19 protein-coding genes are annotated in these 21,237 nt (G+C 58.7%); 7 read left to right on the top strand and 12 right to left on the bottom strand.

Features of this window, described 5'->3' with window-relative positions; genetic code table 11:
- Window positions 1-5: 5 nt before the first annotated feature.
- Window positions 6-200, top strand: a complete 195-nt coding sequence (locus B3H65_RS06895) for a hypothetical protein (protein ID WP_286684658.1) — start codon at window positions 6-8, stop codon at window positions 198-200.
- 395 nt (window positions 201-595) lie between these two features.
- Here B3H65_RS06895 and B3H65_RS06890 read toward each other — a convergent pair whose 3' ends face one another.
- Both B3H65_RS06890 and B3H65_RS06885 read right to left on the bottom strand, forming a co-directional pair.
- Entirely contained in the window at window positions 596-1,621 is a 1,026-nt protein-coding gene (locus tag B3H65_RS06890) for an aspartate-semialdehyde dehydrogenase (RefSeq protein ID WP_286684657.1), read from the bottom strand.
- A gap of 166 nt (window positions 1,622-1,787) precedes the next feature.
- Entirely contained in the window at window positions 1,788-3,152 is a 1,365-nt protein-coding gene (locus B3H65_RS06885) for an aspartate kinase (RefSeq protein ID WP_117679587.1), read from the bottom strand.
- A gap of 297 nt (window positions 3,153-3,449) precedes the next feature.
- Between B3H65_RS06885 and thrC the strand changes: the two genes are divergently transcribed.
- The 4 genes from thrC to B3H65_RS06865 all read left to right on the top strand — a co-directional run bounded on the left by thrC (window position 3,450) and on the right by B3H65_RS06865 (window position 7,757).
- The gene (gene thrC / locus B3H65_RS06880; RefSeq protein ID WP_286684656.1) at window positions 3,450-4,967 is read left to right on the top strand and encodes a threonine synthase; all 1,518 of its coding nucleotides are present in this window, start codon (window positions 3,450-3,452) and stop codon (window positions 4,965-4,967) included.
- A gap of 23 nt (window positions 4,968-4,990) precedes the next feature.
- Window positions 4,991-5,872, top strand: coding sequence for a homoserine kinase (gene thrB / locus B3H65_RS06875; RefSeq protein ID WP_286684655.1), 882 nt, complete (start codon window positions 4,991-4,993; stop codon window positions 5,870-5,872).
- Between the two features lie 179 nt (window positions 5,873-6,051).
- The gene (locus tag B3H65_RS06870) at window positions 6,052-6,474 is read left to right on the top strand and encodes a helix-turn-helix domain-containing protein (protein ID WP_286684654.1); all 423 of its coding nucleotides are present in this window, start codon (window positions 6,052-6,054) and stop codon (window positions 6,472-6,474) included.
- Window positions 6,474-7,757 carry a HipA domain-containing protein gene (locus B3H65_RS06865; protein ID WP_286684653.1) on the top strand — a complete coding sequence of 428 codons (1,284 nt, stop codon included), beginning with the start codon at window positions 6,474-6,476 and terminating at the stop codon, window positions 7,755-7,757. Before B3H65_RS06870 ends, B3H65_RS06865 begins: the two co-directional genes overlap by 1 nt.
- Window positions 7,758-7,806: 49 nt before the next feature.
- Here B3H65_RS06865 and B3H65_RS06860 read toward each other — a convergent pair whose 3' ends face one another.
- From B3H65_RS06860 to B3H65_RS06820, 9 genes are all read right to left on the bottom strand, one after another.
- On the bottom strand, window positions 7,807-9,072 hold the full coding sequence (locus B3H65_RS06860; protein ID WP_349675987.1) for an MFS transporter: 1,266 nt from the start codon (window positions 9,070-9,072) through the stop codon (window positions 7,807-7,809).
- A gap of 134 nt (window positions 9,073-9,206) precedes the next feature.
- Window positions 9,207-10,637, bottom strand: coding sequence for a 6-phospho-beta-glucosidase (locus tag B3H65_RS06855; RefSeq protein ID WP_286684651.1), 1,431 nt, complete (start codon window positions 10,635-10,637; stop codon window positions 9,207-9,209).
- A gap of 106 nt (window positions 10,638-10,743) precedes the next feature.
- Window positions 10,744-12,075, bottom strand: a complete 1,332-nt coding sequence (celB, locus tag B3H65_RS06850) for a PTS cellobiose transporter subunit IIC (protein ID WP_286684650.1) — start codon at window positions 12,073-12,075, stop codon at window positions 10,744-10,746.
- A gap of 20 nt (window positions 12,076-12,095) precedes the next feature.
- Window positions 12,096-12,716: a hypothetical protein gene (locus tag B3H65_RS06845; RefSeq protein ID WP_286684649.1), complete on the bottom strand. Its 621-nt coding sequence runs from the start codon at window positions 12,714-12,716 to the stop codon at window positions 12,096-12,098.
- A gap of 35 nt (window positions 12,717-12,751) precedes the next feature.
- A complete protein-coding gene (locus B3H65_RS06840; protein ID WP_286684648.1) occupies window positions 12,752-13,051 on the bottom strand; it encodes a PTS sugar transporter subunit IIB in 300 nt (99 codons plus the stop codon).
- 66 nt (window positions 13,052-13,117) lie between these two features.
- Window positions 13,118-13,441: a PTS lactose/cellobiose transporter subunit IIA gene (locus B3H65_RS06835; protein ID WP_286684647.1), complete on the bottom strand. Its 324-nt coding sequence runs from the start codon at window positions 13,439-13,441 to the stop codon at window positions 13,118-13,120.
- An 82-nt stretch (window positions 13,442-13,523) separates the two neighbouring features.
- On the bottom strand, window positions 13,524-15,521 hold the full coding sequence (locus B3H65_RS06830; RefSeq protein WP_286684646.1) for a BglG family transcription antiterminator: 1,998 nt from the start codon (window positions 15,519-15,521) through the stop codon (window positions 13,524-13,526).
- Window positions 15,522-15,932: 411 nt separating this feature from the next.
- Window positions 15,933-17,153: an MFS transporter gene (locus tag B3H65_RS06825; protein ID WP_286684645.1), complete on the bottom strand. Its 1,221-nt coding sequence runs from the start codon at window positions 17,151-17,153 to the stop codon at window positions 15,933-15,935.
- Between the two features lie 689 nt (window positions 17,154-17,842).
- Window positions 17,843-18,544, bottom strand: coding sequence for an NYN domain-containing protein (locus B3H65_RS06820; RefSeq protein WP_286684644.1), 702 nt, complete (start codon window positions 18,542-18,544; stop codon window positions 17,843-17,845).
- A 323-nt stretch (window positions 18,545-18,867) separates the two neighbouring features.
- Here B3H65_RS06820 and B3H65_RS06815 point away from each other — a divergent pair, with 323 nt between their 5' ends.
- Window positions 18,868-19,686, top strand: coding sequence for a 5'-methylthioadenosine/S-adenosylhomocysteine nucleosidase (locus tag B3H65_RS06815; RefSeq protein WP_117679582.1), 819 nt, complete (start codon window positions 18,868-18,870; stop codon window positions 19,684-19,686).
- Window positions 19,687-19,728: 42 nt separating this feature from the next.
- Window positions 19,729-20,322 carry a ribosome biogenesis GTP-binding protein YihA/YsxC gene (yihA, locus tag B3H65_RS06810; RefSeq protein ID WP_286684643.1) on the top strand — a complete coding sequence of 198 codons (594 nt, stop codon included), beginning with the start codon at window positions 19,729-19,731 and terminating at the stop codon, window positions 20,320-20,322.
- 9 nt (window positions 20,323-20,331) lie between these two features.
- On the opposite strand, the gene B3H65_RS06805 is transcribed toward yihA, so the two are convergent.
- Window positions 20,332-21,234, bottom strand: coding sequence for a hypothetical protein (locus B3H65_RS06805; RefSeq protein WP_286684642.1), 903 nt, complete (start codon window positions 21,232-21,234; stop codon window positions 20,332-20,334).
- Between the last annotated feature and the right edge of the window lie 3 nt (window positions 21,235-21,237).

The raw sequence follows: 21,237 nt of genomic DNA, 5'->3' as shown, positions 1-21,237 counted from the left end.
AGATCTTGGCACCGTTGCTAGACCGCTTTATCCTGCCGGCCCAAGGCATGCCGGAAGAGCACAAGGCCATCCTGCGCGAGTTCTACCTCTCCGGGCTGCTCTCCGCCATCTCCACCTGGGCGTCGAACCCCGACAGCATGCCCGTCGACCAGCTGATCGCCCTGGTTGTGGGCGCGGTCATGCCCGCAAGCCAGCGCTAAGGCCGATGCCGCGGCGATTGGCGACGGCGCACGGCAGCGCGCCCCACGTAACGATGGCCCTCATCCAAACCAAGCTCAGAAGGGATGATTCGCTCGAGCACGTCAAAATACTTGCTTCTAAACGTTGAAGAGGATTTGATCTCGATGGCGGCAAACGGAGCCGGTCCTTTTCGGCGATGACGTCGATCTCGTTTTTCTTAGTAACTTTCATATACATGACTTAGCAATTGCCATATCTTTGCCTTCACAATTATCATACACAGGACGTAAATCTACTTAGAACGCAAAAACCGCGCGCCGCAACCAGGCAGCACGCGGTTTTCGTAAAAAAGCAGTATCTTGGAAGGACAAGCCGCGGTGGGTACCACCCCCGCTCTCCCTTAGGTGTACATGCGCTACTCGGTCAGCAGCTTCGCGATCTGGACGGCGTTGGTCGCCGCGCCCTTGCGGATCTGGTCGCCGCAGCACCAGAAGGTGATGCCGCGCTGGGCCTCGGGGTTGGAGATGTCGCGACGGACGCGCCCAACGTAGATAAGGTCCTGGTCAGAGGTGTCGAGCGGCATAGGCCAGCGGTCGTGCGCGCTTTCGGCCTCGAGGTCGTCCACCAACTTGACGCCGGGGGCGGCGGCCAGCGCCTCGCGCGCCTGCTCCAGGGTGATGTCGCGCTCGAACTCAAGGGTGATGCTCTCGGAGTGGGAGCGCAGCACGGGCACGCGCACGCAGGTGCAGTTCACGCGCAGCTCGGGCAGGTGCATAATCTTGCGGCCCTCGTTTTGCAGCTTCATCTCCTCAGAGGTAAAGCCCTCAAACTTCTCGCCGCCAATCTGCGGAATCAGGTTGCTCGCCAGCTGGGCGGCAAACGCACGGGGCTCAGGAATCTCCTCGCCGCGGCCCATCGCGCCAATCTGAGCCTCAAGCTCCAGCATGCCGGGCATGCCGGCGCCGGATGCGGCCTGGTAGGTGGAGACGATCATGCGCTTCACGCCTGCCAGTTGGTGCAGCGGCCAGGTGGGAACCAGGCCGATGATGGTGGCGCAGTTAGGGTTGGCGATGATGCCGTGGTGAGAGGCGATGTCGCCCGCGTTGATCTCGGGCACCACCAGCGGCACGCCCTCGTCCAGGCGGAAAGCATGGGAGTTGTCCACAACCACGGCACCGCGACGCACGGCCTCCGGGTAGAGCGCCTTTGCAACATCGTCCTCGGCGGCGCCCAGAACAATGTCGACGCCGTCAAAGCACTCGGGAGCGGCCGCCTCGATCACAACCTCGCCCCAGGGGGTCTCGACCTTCTTGCCGGCAGAGCGCGGGCTCGCCAGCAGCTTGAGCTCGCCAACGGGGAACCCCTGCTCCTCCAAGCACTGGAGCATCTGCGTGCCCACCGCACCGGTTGCGCCCACAATGGCGACTGTGTACTGCTTCATGTCGATTACCTCCTAGTTAAGAGTAATGATGGTATTTGCCAACAGTGGGGCCCTTTGATCAGGCCCCACCGGTTTGGACGCGTATGGGTTATTTGGACGAGGACCGGTTGAAGATCCACGGACGCAGGCGCGGGTATAAGCTCGAGCATGCGCCGCATCGCACGCCTTAGAACGGCGCGCGGACGGGCTCCAGATCAGACGTCTTCACAATGCCGTTCTCATCGGAGAACGCCTTGTAGATGGTCTTGATAGCCAGGTCGAAGTCTTTCTCCTCGACGCCAATGATGATGTTGATCTCATCGCAGCCCTGGGTGATCATGCGGACGCTCACGCCCTCCTGGCCAAGCATGCCAAACAGATGGCCGGAAATGCCGGGGCGGCCGCGCAGGTTACGGCCAACGGTGGCGATCAGGGCAAGGTTCTCGACCACCTCGATCTCCAGCGGCTCGACCTCCTCCTGGATATCGGAGATCAGAGAGTAGAGCGAATCCTTCACGTCGGACGCCTGCACCACAGCGGCGAACTGGTCAACGCCGGTGGGCATGTGCTCGACCGAGACGCCGTAGCGCTCGAAGACGGACAGGGCGCGGCGCATGAAGCCGATGCGGCTCTTGGTACGGTCGCGGGCGACGTTAATCGCAAGGAAACCGCGCTTGCCGGCGATGCCGGTGATGATGGGCTCAGAATCGCCCTCCTTGGCGGTCTCGGAGATGATGGTGCCAGGGTCCTCCGGCGCGTTGGTGTTCTTGATAACCAACGGAATGCCCGCGTCGCGAACCGGGAAGACGGCCTCCTCGTGCAGCACGCTCGCACCCATGTAGGAGAGCTCGCGCAGCTCCTCGTAGGTGATGCGCGGAATGGGCTGCGCGCCCTCGACGATACGCGGGTCCGCGGACAAGAAGCCCGAGACGTCCGTCCAGTTCTCGTACAGGTCCGCCTCCAGGCACTGGGCCAAGATGGAGCCGGAAATGTCTCCGCCGCCGCGATCGAGCAGCTTGACCTTGCCCTCCTTGGTGGCGCCATAGAAACCGGGCATGACAAAACCGCCCTCGCGGGCGTTCTTCTTGACCAGCTCGGCGGTGCGCTTCATGGATAGCGTGCCGTCGTGGTGGAACGCGACCATGTCGGTGGCGTCGATGAACGGCAAGCCCAGATACTCGGCCATCAAGCGAGCGGTAAAGTACTCGCCGCGGCTTACCAGCTCCTCGGTGGTGTAGCCGCCCTTGCTGGCGCGCTCGGCAAACGCGGAAAACTCCTCGCGGATGGGATAGGAAAGCCCAAGTTCGTCCGCGATATCGAAATAGCGCTGACCGATGTCTGCCAGAAGGTCGTCGCAGGACACGTGGTAATTCACGTGGGCGTCGACCAGATACAAAAGGTCGGTGACCTTGGAGTCGCCCGAGAACCGACGACCGCACGCGGACACAACCACAAAGCGACGGGCGGGATCTGCGTCGATGATCCCCTTGATCTTCTTGAAGTGCTCGGCATCGGCAACAGAAGAGCCGCCGAACTTGGTGATCTTAATCATGAGAACGCAAAATCCTTCCCGGTGCCCTCGCGCCAAAGACCCCCGGATGGCGATATTTCGCAAGGCGTTACTTTAGCGTGAGCAAGTACAATGGATGTTTAGTCTACTAAACCATAGAAGAGCGTTCATGCATAATCGCACTTTTGTTTCCAAACAAAGAACGTCATGTGAATTGCAGCTGAACGGGCATGTTGCCCGTCGCTCCGCAGGACGGCTCGCATGTATGCTCTGATACCATGTGCAGCAACGTTTTACGGGCGCCCGCATGACGCCCACGCACCCATAAGGAGCACGTTTATGGCGACCTACCACAGCACCCGTTCCCGCACCGCGCAGCTCAGCGCTAAAGAGGCCATCCGCCGCGGCATCGCGCCAGACGGCGGCCTGTACGTATCCGACGAGCTGGGTCAGAGCAAGATCGACCTGGAGGGCCTTGCCAATAAGGACTACTTCGAGCTGGCGCGCGAGGTGCTGAGCACCCTGTTGCCCGACTACTCCGCAGACGAGATCGCGGCGTGCGTGGACGAGGCCTACGGCAGCACCTTCGCCTCCGACGAGGTGACCCCGGTGGTCGACCTCAAGGGCGTCGCCGGCGAGGCGGACCAGGGCAGCGCCCCCGCCTACGTGATGGAGCTCTGGCACGGTCCCACCAGCGCCTTCAAGGACGTCGCCCTGCAGATGCTCCCCCGCCTCATGGCCCGCACCAGCGCCAACGCCGAAGGCGCTGCCGATAAGATCATGATCGTCACCGCCACCAGCGGCGATACCGGCAAGGCGGCGCTGGCCGGCTTTGCGGACGCCCCCGGCTGCGGCATCACCGTCTTCTATCCGGAGGGCAAGGTCTCCCGCGTGCAGGAACTCCAGATGAGCACGCAGGAGGGCGCCAACGTCTCCGTCTGCGCCGTGCGCGGCAACTTCGACGACGCCCAAAGCGCCGTCAAGCGCATCTTCGCCGATCGCGAGCTCGCCGACCGCCTGGCCGCCGCGGGCGTGCAGCTCTCCAGCGCCAACTCCATCAACGTCGGCCGCCTGGTGCCCCAGGTTGTCTACTACTTCGCCGCGTACGCCCAGCTGCTTCGCGCCGGCAAGATCCAGCCCGGCGACGCTGCTGAGTTCTGCGTGCCCACCGGCAACTTCGGCGACATCCTGGCCGGCTACTACGCCCAGCGCCTGGGCCTGCCCGTAGCCAAGCTCATCGTGGCGAGCGACAAGAACAACGTGCTCTTCGACTTCCTCACCACCGGCACCTATGATCGCCAGCGCCCCTTCTACACCACCACCTCGCCCAGCATGGACATCCTCATCTCGTCCAACCTCGAGCGCATGCTCTACTATCTGGCAGACGGCGATTGCGAGCTTGTAGCCAGCCTTATGGCGCAGCTCGCCCAGGGCTCCTATGACGTGCCCGCGGAGCTGCTGGCAAAGATCCAGGCCGTCTTTGGCTGCGGCTGGGCGGACGAGGACCAGGTCGCCGCCGCCATCAAGGACTGCTGGGATCGCAACGGCTACCTCATCGACCCGCACACCGCCTGCGGCTACCACGTCTTGGGCCAGGTTCCCGCCGCCCCAGACGCCAAAGCCCGCGTGGTCCTCTCCACCGCCAGCCCCTACAAGTTCCCGCGCGCCGTCGCCGGCTCGCTTGGCCTGTTCTGCCCGCCGGACGATTTCGCCTGCATGAACGTGCTTGAGAAGGCGACCGGTACTGTCGCCCCCACCCAGCTTTCCGAGCTGCAGCAAAAGCCCGTCCTGCACGACGCCGTGGTGGATATCGACGGCATGGGCGGCTTTGTGGAGCAGGCAGCTGCCAAGCTTTAGTATTTGGACGAGGAGCTTTCCCTATGATCAAGATCACCGTACCGGCTACTAGCGCCAACCTTGGCATTGGCTACGACACGCTGGGCATGGCCGTGTCGCTGTACTCGCACTTCACCTTCGATCGCGCCGACACGCTGCAGATCACCGGCTGCCCGGAGGAGTTCCAAAACGAAAACAACCTGGTCTACGTCTCCTTTGTCGACGCGCTGCGCGAATGGGGCGTCGAACCCTTCCCCGTGAAGCTGCACATCGAGACCGAGGTTCCCGTCGCCCGCGGCCTGGGTTCCAGCTCCACCTGCGTGGTCGCCGGCATCATGGCGGCAGCCGCGCTGACCGGCCACACCGTTGACCGCGCCGAGCTGGTTCGCATCGCCACCGCCGTCGAGGGCCACCCCGATAACGTCGCCCCCGCCATCCTGGGCGGCGCCGTGTGCTCCTTCACGCCCGAGGGTGACCTGCCGCGCTGCCTGCGTTACGAGGTTAGCGACCGCCTGCGCTTCATCACCATCATCCCACCCTACGAGGTCCACACCAGCGATGCCCGCAAGGTCGTTCCGCAGGAAGTGCCCCTGTCCACCACCGTGTGGCAGATGGGCCGCATCGCCGGCATGACGCGCGGTCTTGAAACCGGTGACCTCGATCTGGTCGCCGCCGCTAACGACGACCGCCTGCAGGAGCCTTACCGCCGCGCCCTCATCCCCGACTACGAGGATATTCGCCGCGTCTGCCTGGAGGGCGGTGCCAAGACCATGTGGATCTCCGGCTCCGGCTCCACCCTTATGGCCGCTACGGACGACACCATCGTCGCCAAGTTCCTACAGGTGCGCCTGCGCGAGAACTTCCCCACCTGCGAGACGCACATCCTCACCTGCGACACCGAAGGCGCCCAGATTGAGTACCTGTAACGCAAGCGCGCCTCGCGCTATAAGGGGCTGACCAGACGCACATCCGAACCGCCAAGGGGACCTGTTTTAAGGTCCCCTTTCTCGTCCATGGTAGTCTGCAAACTTTTGCATATACTTGATTCTGCAGACTTTTACAGATAGACTGATATGCAAAAGTCTGCACTTAAGGGAGACCGCTTATGGACGATGTCACCAATCCTTACGCCAACCTCATCGACGGCCCCATGGATATTGTCATCCCCCGCCAGGTTGGCATATACGTACGCGAGGCCCGCAAGCGTCAAGGCCTTACGCAGCGGCAGCTCTCGTGGCTTTGCGGCGTCTCCGAGCGCTCTATCATCGCGCTCGAAGTTGGCACCGCGCCCGGCATCCGCCTCGACAAGCTGCTCTCGATTCTCGAATCGCTGGGCCTCTCGCTCTTTGTGCGAGCAGACCCGCAGTTCAAGGCCGTCGCACCCAGCGGTCCGCCGCAAAAGGAACCGCGGCCCACAACCTATGACGAGCTTTTTAGGCGCATCACCGGCAACACCACCGGTCCGCTGCCCTACGCCAGCGCGGAAAACCCCCAGGAGCCCGAGGACTGGCAGCGAGGAGGCTTCTAATGGCATCCATCTACTTGCAGGCAACCATCAACGGCCAGGTGGCGGGCACGCTTTGGCAAGATCAACACGGCATCGCGCATTTTGCATACGATTCCTCTTATCGCGGGGCCCCGCTTTCTGTAGCGCTACCCCTCAAAAACCAGTCCTTCCACAACACCAAGCTGCTTCCCTACCTCTTTGGCTTGCTGCCGGATAGTGAGCGGCAACGCAGCGCCATCGCTCGGGAATTCGGCATCCGTCCCAATAACGCCGTCGCCATGCTTGAGCATATCGGCCTCGATTGTCCCGGTGGCGTGCAGTTCTTTCCGCCGTCTCAAAACGGGGACCAGAGTATCGCCGATCCTCGTCCAGCCGCATATGAACCGCTAACCAACCACCAGATCGCCCTGCGCCTTAAGTCCGTGCGAGACGATGACGACGCTACGTGGTTGGGAAAGAATGAGAGCTGGTCGCTCGGTGGCAATCAGGGCAAATTCGCCCTGGCGTGGCACAACGGATCTTGGAACTCCGCACTGGGATCTGCCCCAACCACACACATATTCAAATACGGAGTCGCGGGATACAAGCTCCAGGCGCTCAACGAATACGCATGCTTGAGAACCGCCGGTCTTCTGGATATTCCCGCAGCCCAGGTTACCTACCAGTTATTTGAGGACGAGCCCGCTTTGATTGTGAAGCGCTTCGACCGAACGACCGACGCGCGCGGAGACGTCTCGCGCCTACATCAAGAAGACCTTTGCCAAGCGCTGGGCAAGATGCCCTATGAGAAGTACACCTCCGATGGCGGTCCCAGCGCAACGGACATCCTTGCGCTGCTGGCGAGTCTACCCTACGCAGATTTTAACGTTTCCTCATTCATACGGATGCTGCTCTTCAACGTTCTTATTGGAGGAACGGATGCACACGCCAAAAACTATTCCCTGCTTCTCTCTGGGAGCGGAGCGCTGCTCGCGCCGATGTATGACGTGGCGTCTGGCTTGCCCTACGAACTGCTAAGGCGCCACGGCAGGCTTGCCATGGGCGTTGGCGGAGAGAGCCGCCTGGGCAGAATTGGCAGCGGCGCTATCGAGCGCTTTGTCAATTCATGTGGCGAGAACCTCGCACGCATTGGGATCACTACAGATTTCTGCACGGACCTCATGGCTGACTACGCGCAACGAATCCCTGTGCTTATGGAGCAGGTACTTAAGGAGAGCGACGCCATCGTTGGCATCGATGAGCTGCAAGACCACTTGCTCCCCCACGTTAAGGAGAACTGCGAGAAAACGCTTGCCTTGCTTTAGTTCTCATTATCTGGACGAGAAACAGATTCAGCACCCACATATGACAACCTTAAGAAAGCGCAGGCGAAATCTTGGCGGAAGCCTCGTCCTTACGGCATCGAATACCGGCACTTATGAAAATGATAAAGGCCGCCACGGTACTCAATGCGACGAAGGACAACATCGCCTGAATACCAAACACATCCTGTAGCGCGCCGCCGGCAACTGTGCCAACCATTGAACCCACGCCCGTGGTCGCTACAGAAAGCAGCGTCTGCCCCAGCATTTCGCTTCTAGGAGTCAAGACCTCGGCGACATAACAGGTGAGCAGCGGTGTGAGCAATCCATAGCTTATCGACTGGAACAGCAATCCAACAAACACCATGGGAACGCTAACAGCGTTAACGACTATCAAATTGCGCAGTAAATACGCAGCACCGACTACCATAAACAGCGTGCTATTTGAGAAATGACGACGCAGGCGTGGAACGAGCGCCATTGCCGGCAGTTCACTCGCTGCCATACAAAAGATCGCTATGCCGTACATCGAAGTGTCTCCGCCCAAGTTGACTACGATATCAATCAAGTAAACGCTTAGGCAGTTGCATGCAACAAACGCAACCATAAAGCCAATAAGAACCATCACCAGCACCCGTTGCTGCAAAATCTCGCCCAGAGCACTTCCAGATAATCCAGCCCGTCGATCAGCAGTCTGCTTGCATTGGGATTCCTCGTCCGCATTTTTCCGCTCACACGGAGGCATGGTTGCAAGCACAGCCAAAAACGCCACCGCCGCTACCGCGAAAGCCGCGACCAAACCCGCAGGCGACACCGCATCCACCAAGCCACTCAGCCCTACCGCACCGACGGCGTATGAGATAGAACCCATGCCGCGCGCCAAACCAAAATTGATGGGCATGCCGATGCTATTGAACCCCATCGCAAGCTGCGACAAAAACGGCGCGACTGCAAGCGATAGCGCGTTGGCGATCGCAAAGACGGGAATCTCGAGCGCCCGCGGCAACGGTGCCAGTGCCAACGCGACGTAACAGGCAAGTGAACCAACGATGAGGCATCGCAGCACACGTGGAATTGTCACGATGGGCACGCGTTGCAGCAAGGCAGACGCAAGCGGCATCACGATCACGCACAGCACGCACGACGAGCCCGTCGCGACTCCGATAAGCGTGTTGGAAAACCCCTTGTAACCCAAGAATATCGCCGCAAATCCACCGAGCGCGCACGTTGTGAAGTAGTAGAGCGCCTGCAGCGCCCCATATCTAATCTGCAGCGATTCGCGCGCAGCCCCCTGCACGCCGCCCCGTCGTGCCTTCATGCTTCCCCCAGATATCTTTTTTACACAGCTCTTTTCCGCCCATAGGCGGCGGGGCGAGCCAATCCATGCCCGCCCCGCTGATGCCAGCGCCTTATGCGACGCTCGCCCTCGCGTCGGCTCGATGCAGCCCGACGTTACGACAGGTCTTCGCCGTTGGTGGCAATGACCTTCTTATACCAGGCAAAGCTGTCCTTGCGCGAGCGCTCCAGCGTACCGTTGCCTTGGTTGTCCTTGTCGACGTAGATGAAGCCGTAGCGCTTCTCCATCTCGCCCGTTCCGGCGCTTACCAAGTCGATGCAGCCCCACGGGGTGTAGCCCATTAGGTCGACGCCGTCCTCCTCGACCGCAAGCTTCATCTGCTCTATATGCGCGCGCAGGTAGTCGATACGGTACTGATCGTGAACGGAACCGTCGGCCTCCTTCTTGTCGTACGCGCCAAAACCGTTCTCGACAATGAACAGCGGAAGCGCGTAGCGATCCGTGAACCAATTAAGCGCGTAACGGAGGCCGACGGGGTCGATCTGCCAACCCCAGTCAGACGCCTTGACAAACGGGTTCTTGACCAGGTCGGCAGACTCATCGAAATCAAAATGAGCGTTGTCCTCGCGCCACTGGGTGGCAAAGCTCATGTAATAGGAGAACCCGATGTAATCGACCGTGCCCTGCTGCAGCAGGACGAGGTCTTCAGTGGTCACGTCGATGACATAGCCCTTGCGCTCCCACAGCGCGGTGATGTTGGGAGGATAGAAACCCAGAGTATGGACATCGGCGTAGTAGTAGCGACGCTCCATCGCCTTATGCGCCATGAGAATGTCCTCGGGTTTGCAGCTCGCCGGATACACCGGGCACATGGCGATCATGCAGCCAATTTGGAAATTGGGGTTGATAGCGCGACCAATCATCACCGCTTTGGCGCTTGCAACCAGCTCGTAATGAGCGGCTTGATACATCGCCTTCTCGCGGTTCTCGCCAGGCTCGGCCACAATGCCGGAGTCCACCAGCATAGCGAAGTCGTCATTGTAGCTAGCCTGGTTGTTGATCTCGTTAAAGGTCATCCAATAGGTGACCTTGTCCTTATAGCGCTCGAAGCACACCGTGGCGAAACGAACAAAGAGATCGATGAGTTTGCGGTTACGCCAACCGCCGTACTTGTTAACAAGCCCAAGCGGCATCTCGAAATGGCTTAGCGTCACCACAGGCTCAATTCCATGCGCCAAGCACTCGTCAAACAAATCGTCATAGAATTTCAAGCCCGCCTCATTGGGAACAAGCTCGTCGCCCTCGGGGAAGATTCGACTCCATGCAATGGAGGTGCGGAAACACTTGAAACCCATCTCGCCCATGAGCGCGATGTCTTCCTTATAACGATGGTAGAAATCGATCGCCTCGTGATTGGGATAATTCTCACCCGGCAAGACCTCTGCCGTAAAACGACGGCGGGTTTTCACGTCACCCGCGGTGGTGACATCCATGATGCTCGGCCCCTTGCCGTCGCAATCCCAGCCACCCTCAAGCTGATGCGCGGCAACGGCGCCGCCCCATAGGAAGTCGTCAGAAAAAGCCATGATAAAACCCCTCTAATCGAACCATGTAGAAAAAGGGGCCGGCAGACCGTCTGGTCTACCGGCCCCTTGCAGCACGTATGCGGACGGTACAGGTACTCGACTCAGCCTACTCAGCAGCGAGCTTGGCAGCCTCTTCCTCGCAAAGCTGCTTATCGTACTTCTTGAAGAACGGGAAGTAGATGAGCGTGGCGACCACGGCGCCAAGGATGGCAACGAGAGCAGCAGTGAAGGAGCCGCCACAGGAAATGAAGGCACCCAAACCGACCGGCGTGGGCCAAGGCATCTGCACGAGGACGGCCGGGATAAAATGCGTGGAGATGGCTAGGTAGGCAATAGCGGCAGAAGCCATAGGAGCGAGCATGAACGGAACGGCAAGTGCCGGGTTGTACACGATGGGCAGACCGAAGATGAGCGGCTCGTTGATATTGAAGAGCGCGGGCACGATCTCAGCCTTGCCGATAGCCTTGAGCTGCTCGGACTTGGCGATGGCAACCATGAGGATAGTCAGGCCAAGGGTTGCGCCGGAGCCGCCGACGGTAACGAACGCGTTGTTGAACTCGCCCGCCCAAATAGCGGCGCCTCCATCGGCATTCACCACGAGATTGGACAGGGCGATAGCGGTCAACGGCGAAGTCACGATGGTGGCGCCATGGATACCGACGAGCCACAGAGCATGAATCAGGAAGTAGATGAACAGGATGCCGGGCAGCGTATCGACGATGTTAACGACAAAGCCGAACGGAATGGCGATAAAACTGTAGAAGTCCGTACCGAACATCATGAAGGCAACCTGAATAAGCATGCAAACGATTGCGACCAGGAAGCCAGGAATCAAAGCGGTGAACGAACGAGCGACGCCATCGGGCACAACATCGGGAAGCTTGATGACGATGTTCTTCTCGACGCAGAGGGCGTAGATGCGAACGGAGAACCAAGCGATGATGAAAGCGCAGAAGATACCGGTGGCGCCGAAACGGGCGGGACCGCTAGAGGAAACCGTCCAACCGCTGAAGAGGCCGGACTCGGCATCGTTGAGCAAAGAGATGACGCCGTCGACGACGCCAATCTGCGGGATGCAGATAAAGAGCGCCATAACCGCCATGAGCACTGCGTTAACGGGCTTGATATCGATCTCGTCCTCCTCGGAGAGGATGCGAGCGTACTCGAAAGCCGTCGCGATTAGGAAGTAGACGGCGATGCAGCCGATTGTGGCACTATTCGCAAGCATGTACACATTGGTGATCTTGTCAAAGGACACGGACCAGATGCCGGCAAGCACCGGAAATGCCTGCGGAAGGACATTAAGAATAAGGAACATCGAACCGACGATGGTGAACGAAATCGACGTCATACCCGCAAAGGTAATCGCGCGAATCATGCGGAACTGAGACAGCTTGGTCATCGGTCCCATAATGTACTTCTCAAGAAGATCGAACACTATTCCAACCCCCTGTCGTTTTAGTTGTTGTACTTGAGAATCTTCTGATACAGTGCATAGCGCTTGTCGCGGCGATCGCGCACAAGAGCGATGCGATAGATGATGATGAGCTTGACCGCAATAAGAGCGACGCAGAATATGGCCCCAACCATCTTGCTGCTAAAAAACGGGAAGAAGAGCTTTTCACCAACGGCGAGCGTCGCGACAAGCGCTACCGCACTTACAACACACGAGGCGATAAGGGCGCGATGGGACCACTTAAGGTACTCGACCTCGCGAGACAGCGTGGTGAAAACCTCCACCATCACCGCAAGGGCCAGCACAGCCTCCAGCAACGGAACAACCGCGGCGAAACTCGGCTGAAAAGCGAGAAGCATGAACAGCCAATACAAACCAATGAAAAACAGACCCGCATCCAGGTAGCGAATCAGCATGAAGCGATTCCACTTAGCAGTCTTAATAGACTGCTCGCGCTTGAATCCATCCGTGCCGGGGCCGTGCTCCCTTTTCGACGCAACCCCAATGCCCGCACCAGACCGATTCTCCCCTACGGCGCAGCTCTCGGCAACGCTAGACTTAGCGCGCTCGGCCTGAGCCTGCGCCTTCGCGCGCGCCCTTCTGATCTGCTCTTTCTTCTTCATGCGCTCAACCAATCATCTACACTCAGAGGACGCTGCTAGGCAATCAAGCTGTTGATCAACTCAAAGATTGCCGGGCAGTTCTGGCGACCGTAATCTTTCATGGGAATGACTTCGACGGGCAGGCCGTCAGCCTTCTTGGCTACCTTGTCCTTTTGGTATGAAATCTGCGGACCTACGAGAATGCAGTCGTATCCATCGGCCTTAGGATCCTTAAGCTCGGTGAAGCTGCGGGCGGCAACCTCGAGATCGATTCCGTTCTCAGCTGCATAGGCGTCCATCTTCTTCATAAGCATGCTGGTGGACATACCCGCTGCGCAAACAAGCAAAACCTTCATGACAAATCATTCCCTTCTGGAGCATCTTAGCTCCGTTGCATCACGGCCTACATGCGACCGATGCGCCTACCTAACAGCAACGCGCTCGTACAATGTGATGATCTCCTCAGCCAGATCCTGGCAGAGCATCGAGGTCATCAGGTGGTCCTGCGAATGAACCAGCAGCACGTCCACGGGCACGTGCTCTCCGCCGGCTTCGCGGGAAAGGAGCTTCGTCTGCTCGTCGTGTGCCTGCAGGCCAATCTCGCGCGATTCCTCGAGCGTCTTGCGTGCGCCTTCGACATCGCCTTCGCGCGCCTGCGCGATGGCCTCCATAGCCAGGCTGCGCGCCTGACCGGCAGAGGCTACGATTCCGAACGAAATAAGCTCCATGCTTTCTTCCTCAGCCATTGTTTCCTCCTCTCATCCCTTCTTCTTGCGAACATATGCAACGCGCGCGGCATATGCCGAGGCGTAGAGAAATAGCAAACTGTCAGAGTTGTGTCTCGACTCCCAGACGGCCTCTCGCCGAAACGCCGGCATCGTCCAAAAGCTGAACGAAAACGTCCCAGGTTTGCTCCGACACCAAGCGGCCGATTGCAGACGAATCGACCAGCACTCCCGCGAAACCGTCTAAAAACGAGCGAGCTTCACCGTCCTCATCGAATGAGAAACCCATCAGGAAGACGGCTTGCGCCTTCTCCCCGTCGATTCCCCAGCCGACGGGCTCATCAAGTAGGCCGACGCAGATAAACGCGTCATTGCTCGCAACCTCCAATGGGTGCGGCATGGCGATGTTGTTTCCGAATGCCGTCGCCATGCGCTCCTCGCGGGCATACACCAGATCGCGGAACTCCGGTGCCGTATCCCGAAGCGCTTCCGCACGGCCGATCAAGAAATCAAGCACCTCGTCCTTAGTGGTAAAGGATAGATGCGGAAAAAACAGGTCCTCCCCGATAAAGCGGAAGGCGTTAACGTTCTCGGCGCGCATCTCCTTGCGAAGCATCGCTCGGGTTCGCTCCGCCTCGGCGGGATCGAGGAAACAAGAAACCTCTCGGACCGGAACGGGCAACTCGATGTGAAGCGGAACGGTGGTAAATGCATAGTCGATCTTGGAAAAGTCGATCTTGTCCAAGCTCAAGGCATCGCAGGTCTGAATCTGGTCGATGTAGTCTCCAAACTCCCGACGACACTGGTATTCGAGTAAGCGAGCGCTTCCCGCTCCCGATGCGCAAATCACCAGGATGTTCTTCTTCGCGACCTCGGTCTTGGAGCGCTCGAGGGCGAGCTCGAATGCGAGAGCGATATACCCGATCTCATCGTGGGACAGGCTCGCCCCGTACTTCTCGGCTATGACTGAAGAGGCGTCCGCCGCAATAGAAAACGACAGCGGGTAGCGCGCCTTGATGTCCTCGAGCATGGGATTGGTGAGCTTGAGTTTATAGCGCAAGCGAACGGACAGCGGCTGGATATGACGCGCAAGGTTCATGCGCAGCTCAAGATCGTTTCTGAAGTCGAAGCGAAAGACCCGCCACACGCGTTCCAGCATGTCGGACACGACTTCCCATACCTCATCCGAAATGACAAGGCTGTCCTCGTCAGGTGACTGGTAGATGGTCTGCTTGCCGGCAAGGTGAATCGCGATGTAGGCGATTTCCTCGCGCGGAAGCGTCACGCCTGTCAGGGTTGCGATTCGAGTCGCGATGTCTTCCGCCGCGCGAAACTCATACGTTTCCACGATTCGCTGCAGACGGCTGTCCTCGATGGGAACATAGCAGTCTTCAGAGATGCGAATGAGCGCCACCACGATGTGGACGAGCAGATTCTGGAACGCCGAGGAGTTGATAACGATATTCCATTCCTCGGACGCCTGACACACGCACGTTGCGATGGCATCGAGGAGCTCGTCGCTATTCTCCAAGCGCCCGCTGGCGATAGCCTTAATTGCCGAGGTATGCAGGCCACCGGCTTTTTCTTGGAGATACCCCCCCCCGCGAGCTTCGATGGCGGCCCGCGCAAGGCATAAACGCCGTGACATCTCGCTGCCCACCACGCGAATACCGTAGTGGGACCGCTTTTCTAGCACCAAATCGTACGAGCGAAGCCTCTCCTCGACCTTTTTGAGATCTCCTGAAAGGGCGCTTTTTGAGACATACAGGGCATTGGAAAGCTCCTGCAGCTTGATCCAGTCTCCGCGCATAAGCAGATCGTTGAGAAGGTAGTTAACCCGCTCTTCGGACGTCTTGCATGCCAGACCAACGCTCAGACCATTCTTCGCATTCCAAGACTCGAACGCTTTTGCGTCTTGGACGATAAAGCGATATCCCTCGCCGCGCGGTAGCGTAATGCAAGCCGCGCCCTCAAGTGCATCGTTTGCCCGCGCGATATACTTACGCAAAGTGCGCGTGCTTACACTGAGCTGCATTGCCGCGTGCTCGGGCGTGATGCCCTCATGGGTGCGTACAAATTCGACAACCTGTGAGATTTCCAAACCCCGTCACCTCCCTTTCATCTGCTCGACATAAAAATCATACGTTCCCAAAAGCAATAGTTCGATTCAATTGCTTCCGATTCATGCGGAACTGAACTGAACAAACTTAAATATGCAGGTAGATGGTACTTTTTATTCGCGCCTCCCCTATCCTGCACACAGATTGGAACGGAATAGACCAGAAAAGAAAACCGTTCGCAGGCGCATATCGACCGTTTGCGATTCGTCTGAATCGATAAAATACGGACCGTAAAAACCCGGCTACTCCCAAAGCGACTGGAGGCGTACGCTCCACGCACCTCATAGGGTAACCGGGTGTTGCAGTCGCACCCGCTTCCTCATCGCCATGGAAAGGAGCGACGGCTCGGTATCGGCACCGTACCCGTAAGCCCCTACGACAAGCCGCGCAACCTAGCCACGTCGGCGATCGATTCGCATGGTCAGCAGCGTAAGCGCGCATGCCACCAGCGAGAAGACGGCGCCCACCACGCCCGCGCTCGCCATACCGGGCCCCGCCACCACCGCGGACCCCACCGCCGTTCCAAAGCTGATGCCAATGTTGAACGCCGTGGGCTCGACTGAGCTCGCAAGCATCATGGCCTTGGGATGGCGCTGCCGCGCAACGCGCATGAACATGGAGATGCACGGTACCGAGAGCACGTACATGGAGATACCCAGACCCAAAATCACCAACAGCGCCGCCGGCATGGCTGCGCCCAGAAGATAAAGCGCAAACAGCAGACCCGCCTGCAGCAAGAACACCGGCACCAGGCCCTTCATCCCAACGCGCGCGTCAACAATGCCCGAGAGCATGTTGGAGATGATGCACATGACACCGTAGACCATCAGCGTGCCGGAAGCCTGGAGCGCGCTCATTCCCAGCACCTGCTCCAGGTACGGCGTGATGAACGCATAGAGCACGTACACGCCGCCAACGCCAAAGATGAAGATGGCCATGCCCACCAACACCTGGGGCTCGCCCAAAAGGCCGATCTGATCTCGAACGGTCGCCGGCTCATCAGTCTCACCCGCACGCGGCAGCATGGCCACAAGCGCTACGCATACCGCGATGGATACCGCCAAAACCGCCCACATGGCAACGCGCCAGCTAGAAACCTCCGCAATCATCTTGCCCAGCGACGTGGAGATAACCATGGCGACGGAAAACGCCCCGTACACCAGCGAGATGCCAAACGACGTGCGCTTGGGACCCAAAAGCTCGGGCAGATAAGTAACGCCCACCGCCAAAAGCCCGCCGGAGACCGCGCCTAGCACCACGCGAGCCGCGTACAGCATCTCAAACGTGGGCGAGATCGCGGCGAGCGCATTGCCCGCGCAGAACAGCAGGGAGTAGATAATCAAGAGCGTGTAGCGCCGGAATCGACCCGTGGTCAACGCCAGCACGGGAGTAAGAATGGCGTACGCAAGCGCAAAGATGCTCACCAGTCCTCCCACACTGGACAGCGGCACGGCAAAGGCATCCGCCACCTGCTGCTCGATACCAATGATGATGAACTCGGATGAACCCAAAATAAAGCCCATTACCACCAGAAGCACAACGCAGATTGACACGCGTGCGGACGAAAGATCCGCCGCGGACTTACCCTTTGCCCCACCGCTCGCGTTACCCATATAGCCGCCTTCCTTTAGCGCCCTGCACAAACGCCATCTTGCGCGCCGGCCTTCAAGCACCTGGACGCTTTCGAGTTTTTGCACCGCAATGCCTTTGCAGCGCTGCCCCTTGGGATTGTCGCACAGCAAACCCACGGCAGGCACCCTGAATCCCTTGCAGGGACATTTGAAAAAGGCTTTGGGAGGGCTTCAACGAGAAGAACTCTGCGGTCGATGCCTGCGGTCGCGCCGGGAAGCAGGCCCAGACTATCGATATACATCTTCTTGATTGGCTACCTGCTGTTTTTCTACTACTGTATACATGTAAATTGAGCGAGAAAAAACCGTGCCCCATCTGGATGGCAGCTGAGGGCCACGAGGTGGGTAAGGTTGGCCCAAATACGGCGCACAACGCTACCTTCTAACCCCCTTTCAGGGATGCCGGGCGTCCCTTAGTCGTCTCTGAGGCGATTCCCATTCTCACGCTCGTTAACAAACTACGCATTTTGACTCTTATGCTACGTATGTGTACAGCCACCTGAACTTCTGTAGCCCAGCATTTCCCCATTTTGATCTTGCATAAAAAATATTTCCCCACCTGGAGCACCTCGGCTGCCATAGCCAAACCGAACGACTCGTTTCAGCTGAGCATCATCCCCTACATCTCGCAAACAAAGTCAGCGCACGGTCGTTGTTCGAATATCGGCAATTTACCTCAATTGATTATTTCGAGGATCAAAATCAATGCTAATGTCCTCAACCCCATCCGTTTGAAGCACGAGATCATGAGGCAAGCGATGTCCCATCGGATCGATAAGAAAATCGAGGCCCGCCTTGCGAGCGGCTTTTGCCACGGGTATAAAGTCAGTGTCTCCAGCAACGAGAATTATCTGATCAACAAGCCTTTGATGCGCGAGAGAGGCAACATCGAGTCCTATTCTCATATCAACGCCCGATTGCTTAAGGCCAACAAGCGTATAGTCATTTTCCTGAAGATCGGAGACTAGGAGCTCGCCGCTTAACAGCTTCTTTAATGACTCCTGTTTGAAATTGTAGTGAGCGTTTGCGGCACGAAGTTCCCCCATCCGCATTGCCACTTTACGCTTTGATCCTAGAATAGAGTGAAAATCCGACATCCAAACATTCGATGGGTTCTTCGCGCTAAACACCGTATTGTGCGCACTCCACGGCTGCTTAAAAGTGCCCTTTGAAAGAGGAGGGCAATCGTAATAGAAGATTCTGTATAGAGAACGGTCACCACATTCGACTATCTTTTTTCGAGGAATAGCGATGTGCTGCAAAGCATATGCATGACATTGCGCCGCCCTGCTTTCCGGGTCAACATCCCCCCAGAGCTTTCTGGCGCGCTTAAGAAAGTAATTACCATCAATAAGAACAGCTGTTTTCGTCATTTGATTCCTCGATTCATGAAATGACCTCCGAACTGTGGAACTCCGGCGAAAAGTTGGAGCCACTGTCGGAGGTCTTCAAAGATGAGGAACAGGGATTATAGGATCAACTGCCTTTGGTCTCTGTCTGCTATGAGTTTATACCCAGCCAGGCAGCAACTTGTGACGAAATATAGGTGATATTGTGTTTTCGAGAGAAGCATTTTTCGTCCGCGCCGACAAGCATCGCGAACGACTTGAGCGCCCGCCATTCGCATCGCATTTTTTCCACGCGGTGCTGGTACCATAGGCAAAGCAAAAAACAGCACCTACCTGCGAGGAGCATTATGACACCAACCATCGCGATCATCGGCGCCCTGGAGAAAGAGGTTCGCCAGATCTATACCTCCATCGAGCACGGCACCGTCTGCGAGGAGGCCGGTCTTAAGATCATCGGTGGCGAGTACCACGGCTTCAACATCGTGAGCACCACCGCCGGCATGGGCACGGTCAACGCCGCGGCCGCCGCGCAGCACCTTATCTCCAAGTACAACGCCAACGCCATCATCTTCAGCGGCATCGCCGGCGGCCTCAACCCCGCGCTGCACATCGATGACGTGGTGATCGGCGAGCGCCTGCGCTACATCGATACCGATACCGCGTTGATCGCCGAATCCAAGCCCGGCCTAGAGGAATTCGAATCCACCGACTTCCTGGTAGACCTTGCAGAGGAGACCCTGATCTCGCACGGCTTCATGGATGCCAATCTATCGGACGAGGAAATCGCCCAGGGTACGCAAGCGCGCGCCGTCGCCGACGCCTCCTTCTTCCGCCGCAACAACACCGATGCGGAACCTCGCCGCTACCTGCGCGGAACCATCGCCACCGGAGACCGCTTCATCTCTGGCAAGGAGCTGCGCGACCAGGTAGTCGCCGCCACCCAGGCAGATTGCGCCGAAATGGAGGGCGCCGCCATCGCGCACGTCGCCGCCAAGAACGGCATCGACTGCCTGGTGCTGCGCGCCATCTCCGATAACTGCGACGAGTCCTACGACGCCCTGTGCGAGCGCGAATTCGACCTTGAGGACTACGCCCGCTCCGCCAGCGCCCTCACCCTGGCCATCGTCCGCCGCCTAGCCGCCAAGCTGGGCCTCGAGAGCCGTTAAGGCTCGCAAACCCGGGCCCCGCCCCTACCCTCAGGAGAACCTATGGCAAACATCAACTACAACCTCGCCCACTTTGTCGCCAGCTACGGCAAGGCGTCGCAGATTCCGCCCTCTACCTGCCCGGAAGTCAGCTTTGTGGGTCGCTCCAACGTGGGCAAGTCCTCCATCATGAACAAGCTGTTTGGCCGCAAGGGCCTGGTCAAGGTATCAAGCACCCCCGGCAAGACCGCCAACATCAACTTTTTCGAGGCGGACGGCATCCACTTTGTAGACCTGCCCGGCTACGGCTTCGCCCAGCGCTCCAAGGCAGAGCGCGACCGCTGGGCCGTCCTTATCGGCGATTTTCTTGAGAGCGAGCGCAGCTTCAACCTGGTGGTCTCGTTGGTCGACATTCGCCACGATCCCAGCAAGCTCGACTTTGAGATGGTCGATTACCTGCGCGAGAACGAGTTCAACTTTGTGGTAGCACTCACCAAAGCGGACAAGCTCAGCCGCGCCCAGCAGGCCCGCCAGCTGGCAAGCATTCGCAAGCAGCTGGAACTGCCCGCCGAGCAGATCTTTGTCACCTCTTCGCAGACCGGCGCGGGCATCGACGAGCTGAAGCGCTGCATCGCGGAGCACTGTTTGGACGAGTAAGTCCGCAGCCTACGCTAGCTCAACCTTGTAGGCGTACGTGTGCGCGCCATCGATATCTGGACGAGGACTGATAAGCCAGGCAAGTCCCTCGCGCTGCAGGTCCTCGTCCGACACCACGTAATAGAACTGGTAGCGCTTCTGTGGAATGATCCACAAATCGCGCCAGAAATCGCCTACGGGATCCCCCGGCTGCATGGGACCCGGCCCATCGTAGCCGCTCACCCACAAGGGATTGTCAGCACCCGTGAAAATGCTGAAGGCGCCCTCGCCCGCGTAGCCTACCTGGTCAAACTCCGTGCGCGGGTACGTATTGGCATCGATTCCCTCAAACGTAAGCGCCGGATCGTCGTTTGCGCTATAGACGCCCAACATGCACCCTGCCGTGTTGAAGTTGACCTTCTCATCCAGCGGATTGCGAATGGAAACGTCCACCACCAGATAGGTGAACCCTTCCGGCAGAGTGGTATCCTCCGCCACCTCACAGGGCATCTGCGAGTTCTTTACCGCGCCCGCACCCATCCCCATCAAATCGAAATAGTAGACATCGCCGCGCGTCATGCCATCTGGCAGCCTATCTGCCAAGCTAAACGCCGGCTCGCTGTACTCCAACGCCCGCAGCAAGGTGTCCTCCGCCGTGGGCTCGCCCTCCGCCAGGCGGCAGGCGTTCTCGACCATAATGACCTCGCTTGCCGGGGCGGGCGGCTCGATGGTGATGGTAACGTCGGAGAGGTCGGAAGGATCGTCATCGCCGTTGCCCGCCAAGCCCTTGCCGGAACCACCGCCCGCAGCGCCGCGCGAGCAACCCGTCAGCGACGCAAACGCCAGCGAACCCGCCGCGCACAACAAGCCGCGCCGCGAAATCTTGGCAGCCCACAAAGCCGAAGGGCTCTTTGCCCCCATCATTTCCTTCATCTC

This window comes from Collinsella sp. UBA1693 (assembly GCF_002320115.1).
Taxonomy (GTDB): Bacteria; Actinomycetota; Coriobacteriia; order Coriobacteriales; family Coriobacteriaceae; genus Collinsella; species Collinsella tanakaei.
The sequence above is the reverse complement of the archived record's forward strand: the minus strand, read 5'-3'. Positions and strand labels throughout refer to the sequence as shown.

Coding starts and splice junctions, on each gene's coding strand:
- B3H65_RS06805 (WP_286684642.1), bottom strand. CDS start 21,234: ATGAAGGAAATGATGGGGGCAAAGAGCCCTTCGGCTTTGTGGGCTGCC.
- B3H65_RS06840 (WP_286684648.1), bottom strand. CDS start 13,051: ATGAAGGTTTTGCTTGTTTGCGCAGCGGGTATGTCCACCAGCATGCTT.
- B3H65_RS06835 (WP_286684647.1), bottom strand. CDS start 13,441: ATGGCTGAGGAAGAAAGCATGGAGCTTATTTCGTTCGGAATCGTAGCC.
- thrC (WP_286684656.1), top strand. CDS start 3,450: ATGGCGACCTACCACAGCACCCGTTCCCGCACCGCGCAGCTCAGCGCT.
- B3H65_RS06870 (WP_286684654.1), top strand. CDS start 6,052: ATGGACGATGTCACCAATCCTTACGCCAACCTCATCGACGGCCCCATG.
- B3H65_RS06855 (WP_286684651.1), bottom strand. CDS start 10,637: ATGGCTTTTTCTGACGACTTCCTATGGGGCGGCGCCGTTGCCGCGCAT.
- B3H65_RS06820 (WP_286684644.1), bottom strand. CDS start 18,544: ATGACGAAAACAGCTGTTCTTATTGATGGTAATTACTTTCTTAAGCGC.
- B3H65_RS06845 (WP_286684649.1), bottom strand. CDS start 12,716: ATGAAGAAGAAAGAGCAGATCAGAAGGGCGCGCGCGAAGGCGCAGGCT.
- B3H65_RS06815 (WP_117679582.1), top strand. CDS start 18,868: ATGACACCAACCATCGCGATCATCGGCGCCCTGGAGAAAGAGGTTCGC.
- yihA (WP_286684643.1), top strand. CDS start 19,729: ATGGCAAACATCAACTACAACCTCGCCCACTTTGTCGCCAGCTACGGC.
- B3H65_RS06885 (WP_117679587.1), bottom strand. CDS start 3,152: ATGATTAAGATCACCAAGTTCGGCGGCTCTTCTGTTGCCGATGCCGAG.
- B3H65_RS06860 (WP_349675987.1), bottom strand. CDS start 9,072: ATGAAGGCACGACGGGGCGGCGTGCAGGGGGCTGCGCGCGAATCGCTG.
- thrB (WP_286684655.1), top strand. CDS start 4,991: ATGATCAAGATCACCGTACCGGCTACTAGCGCCAACCTTGGCATTGGC.
- B3H65_RS06890 (WP_286684657.1), bottom strand. CDS start 1,621: ATGAAGCAGTACACAGTCGCCATTGTGGGCGCAACCGGTGCGGTGGGC.
- B3H65_RS06825 (WP_286684645.1), bottom strand. CDS start 17,153: ATGGGTAACGCGAGCGGTGGGGCAAAGGGTAAGTCCGCGGCGGATCTT.
- B3H65_RS06865 (WP_286684653.1), top strand. CDS start 6,474: ATGGCATCCATCTACTTGCAGGCAACCATCAACGGCCAGGTGGCGGGC.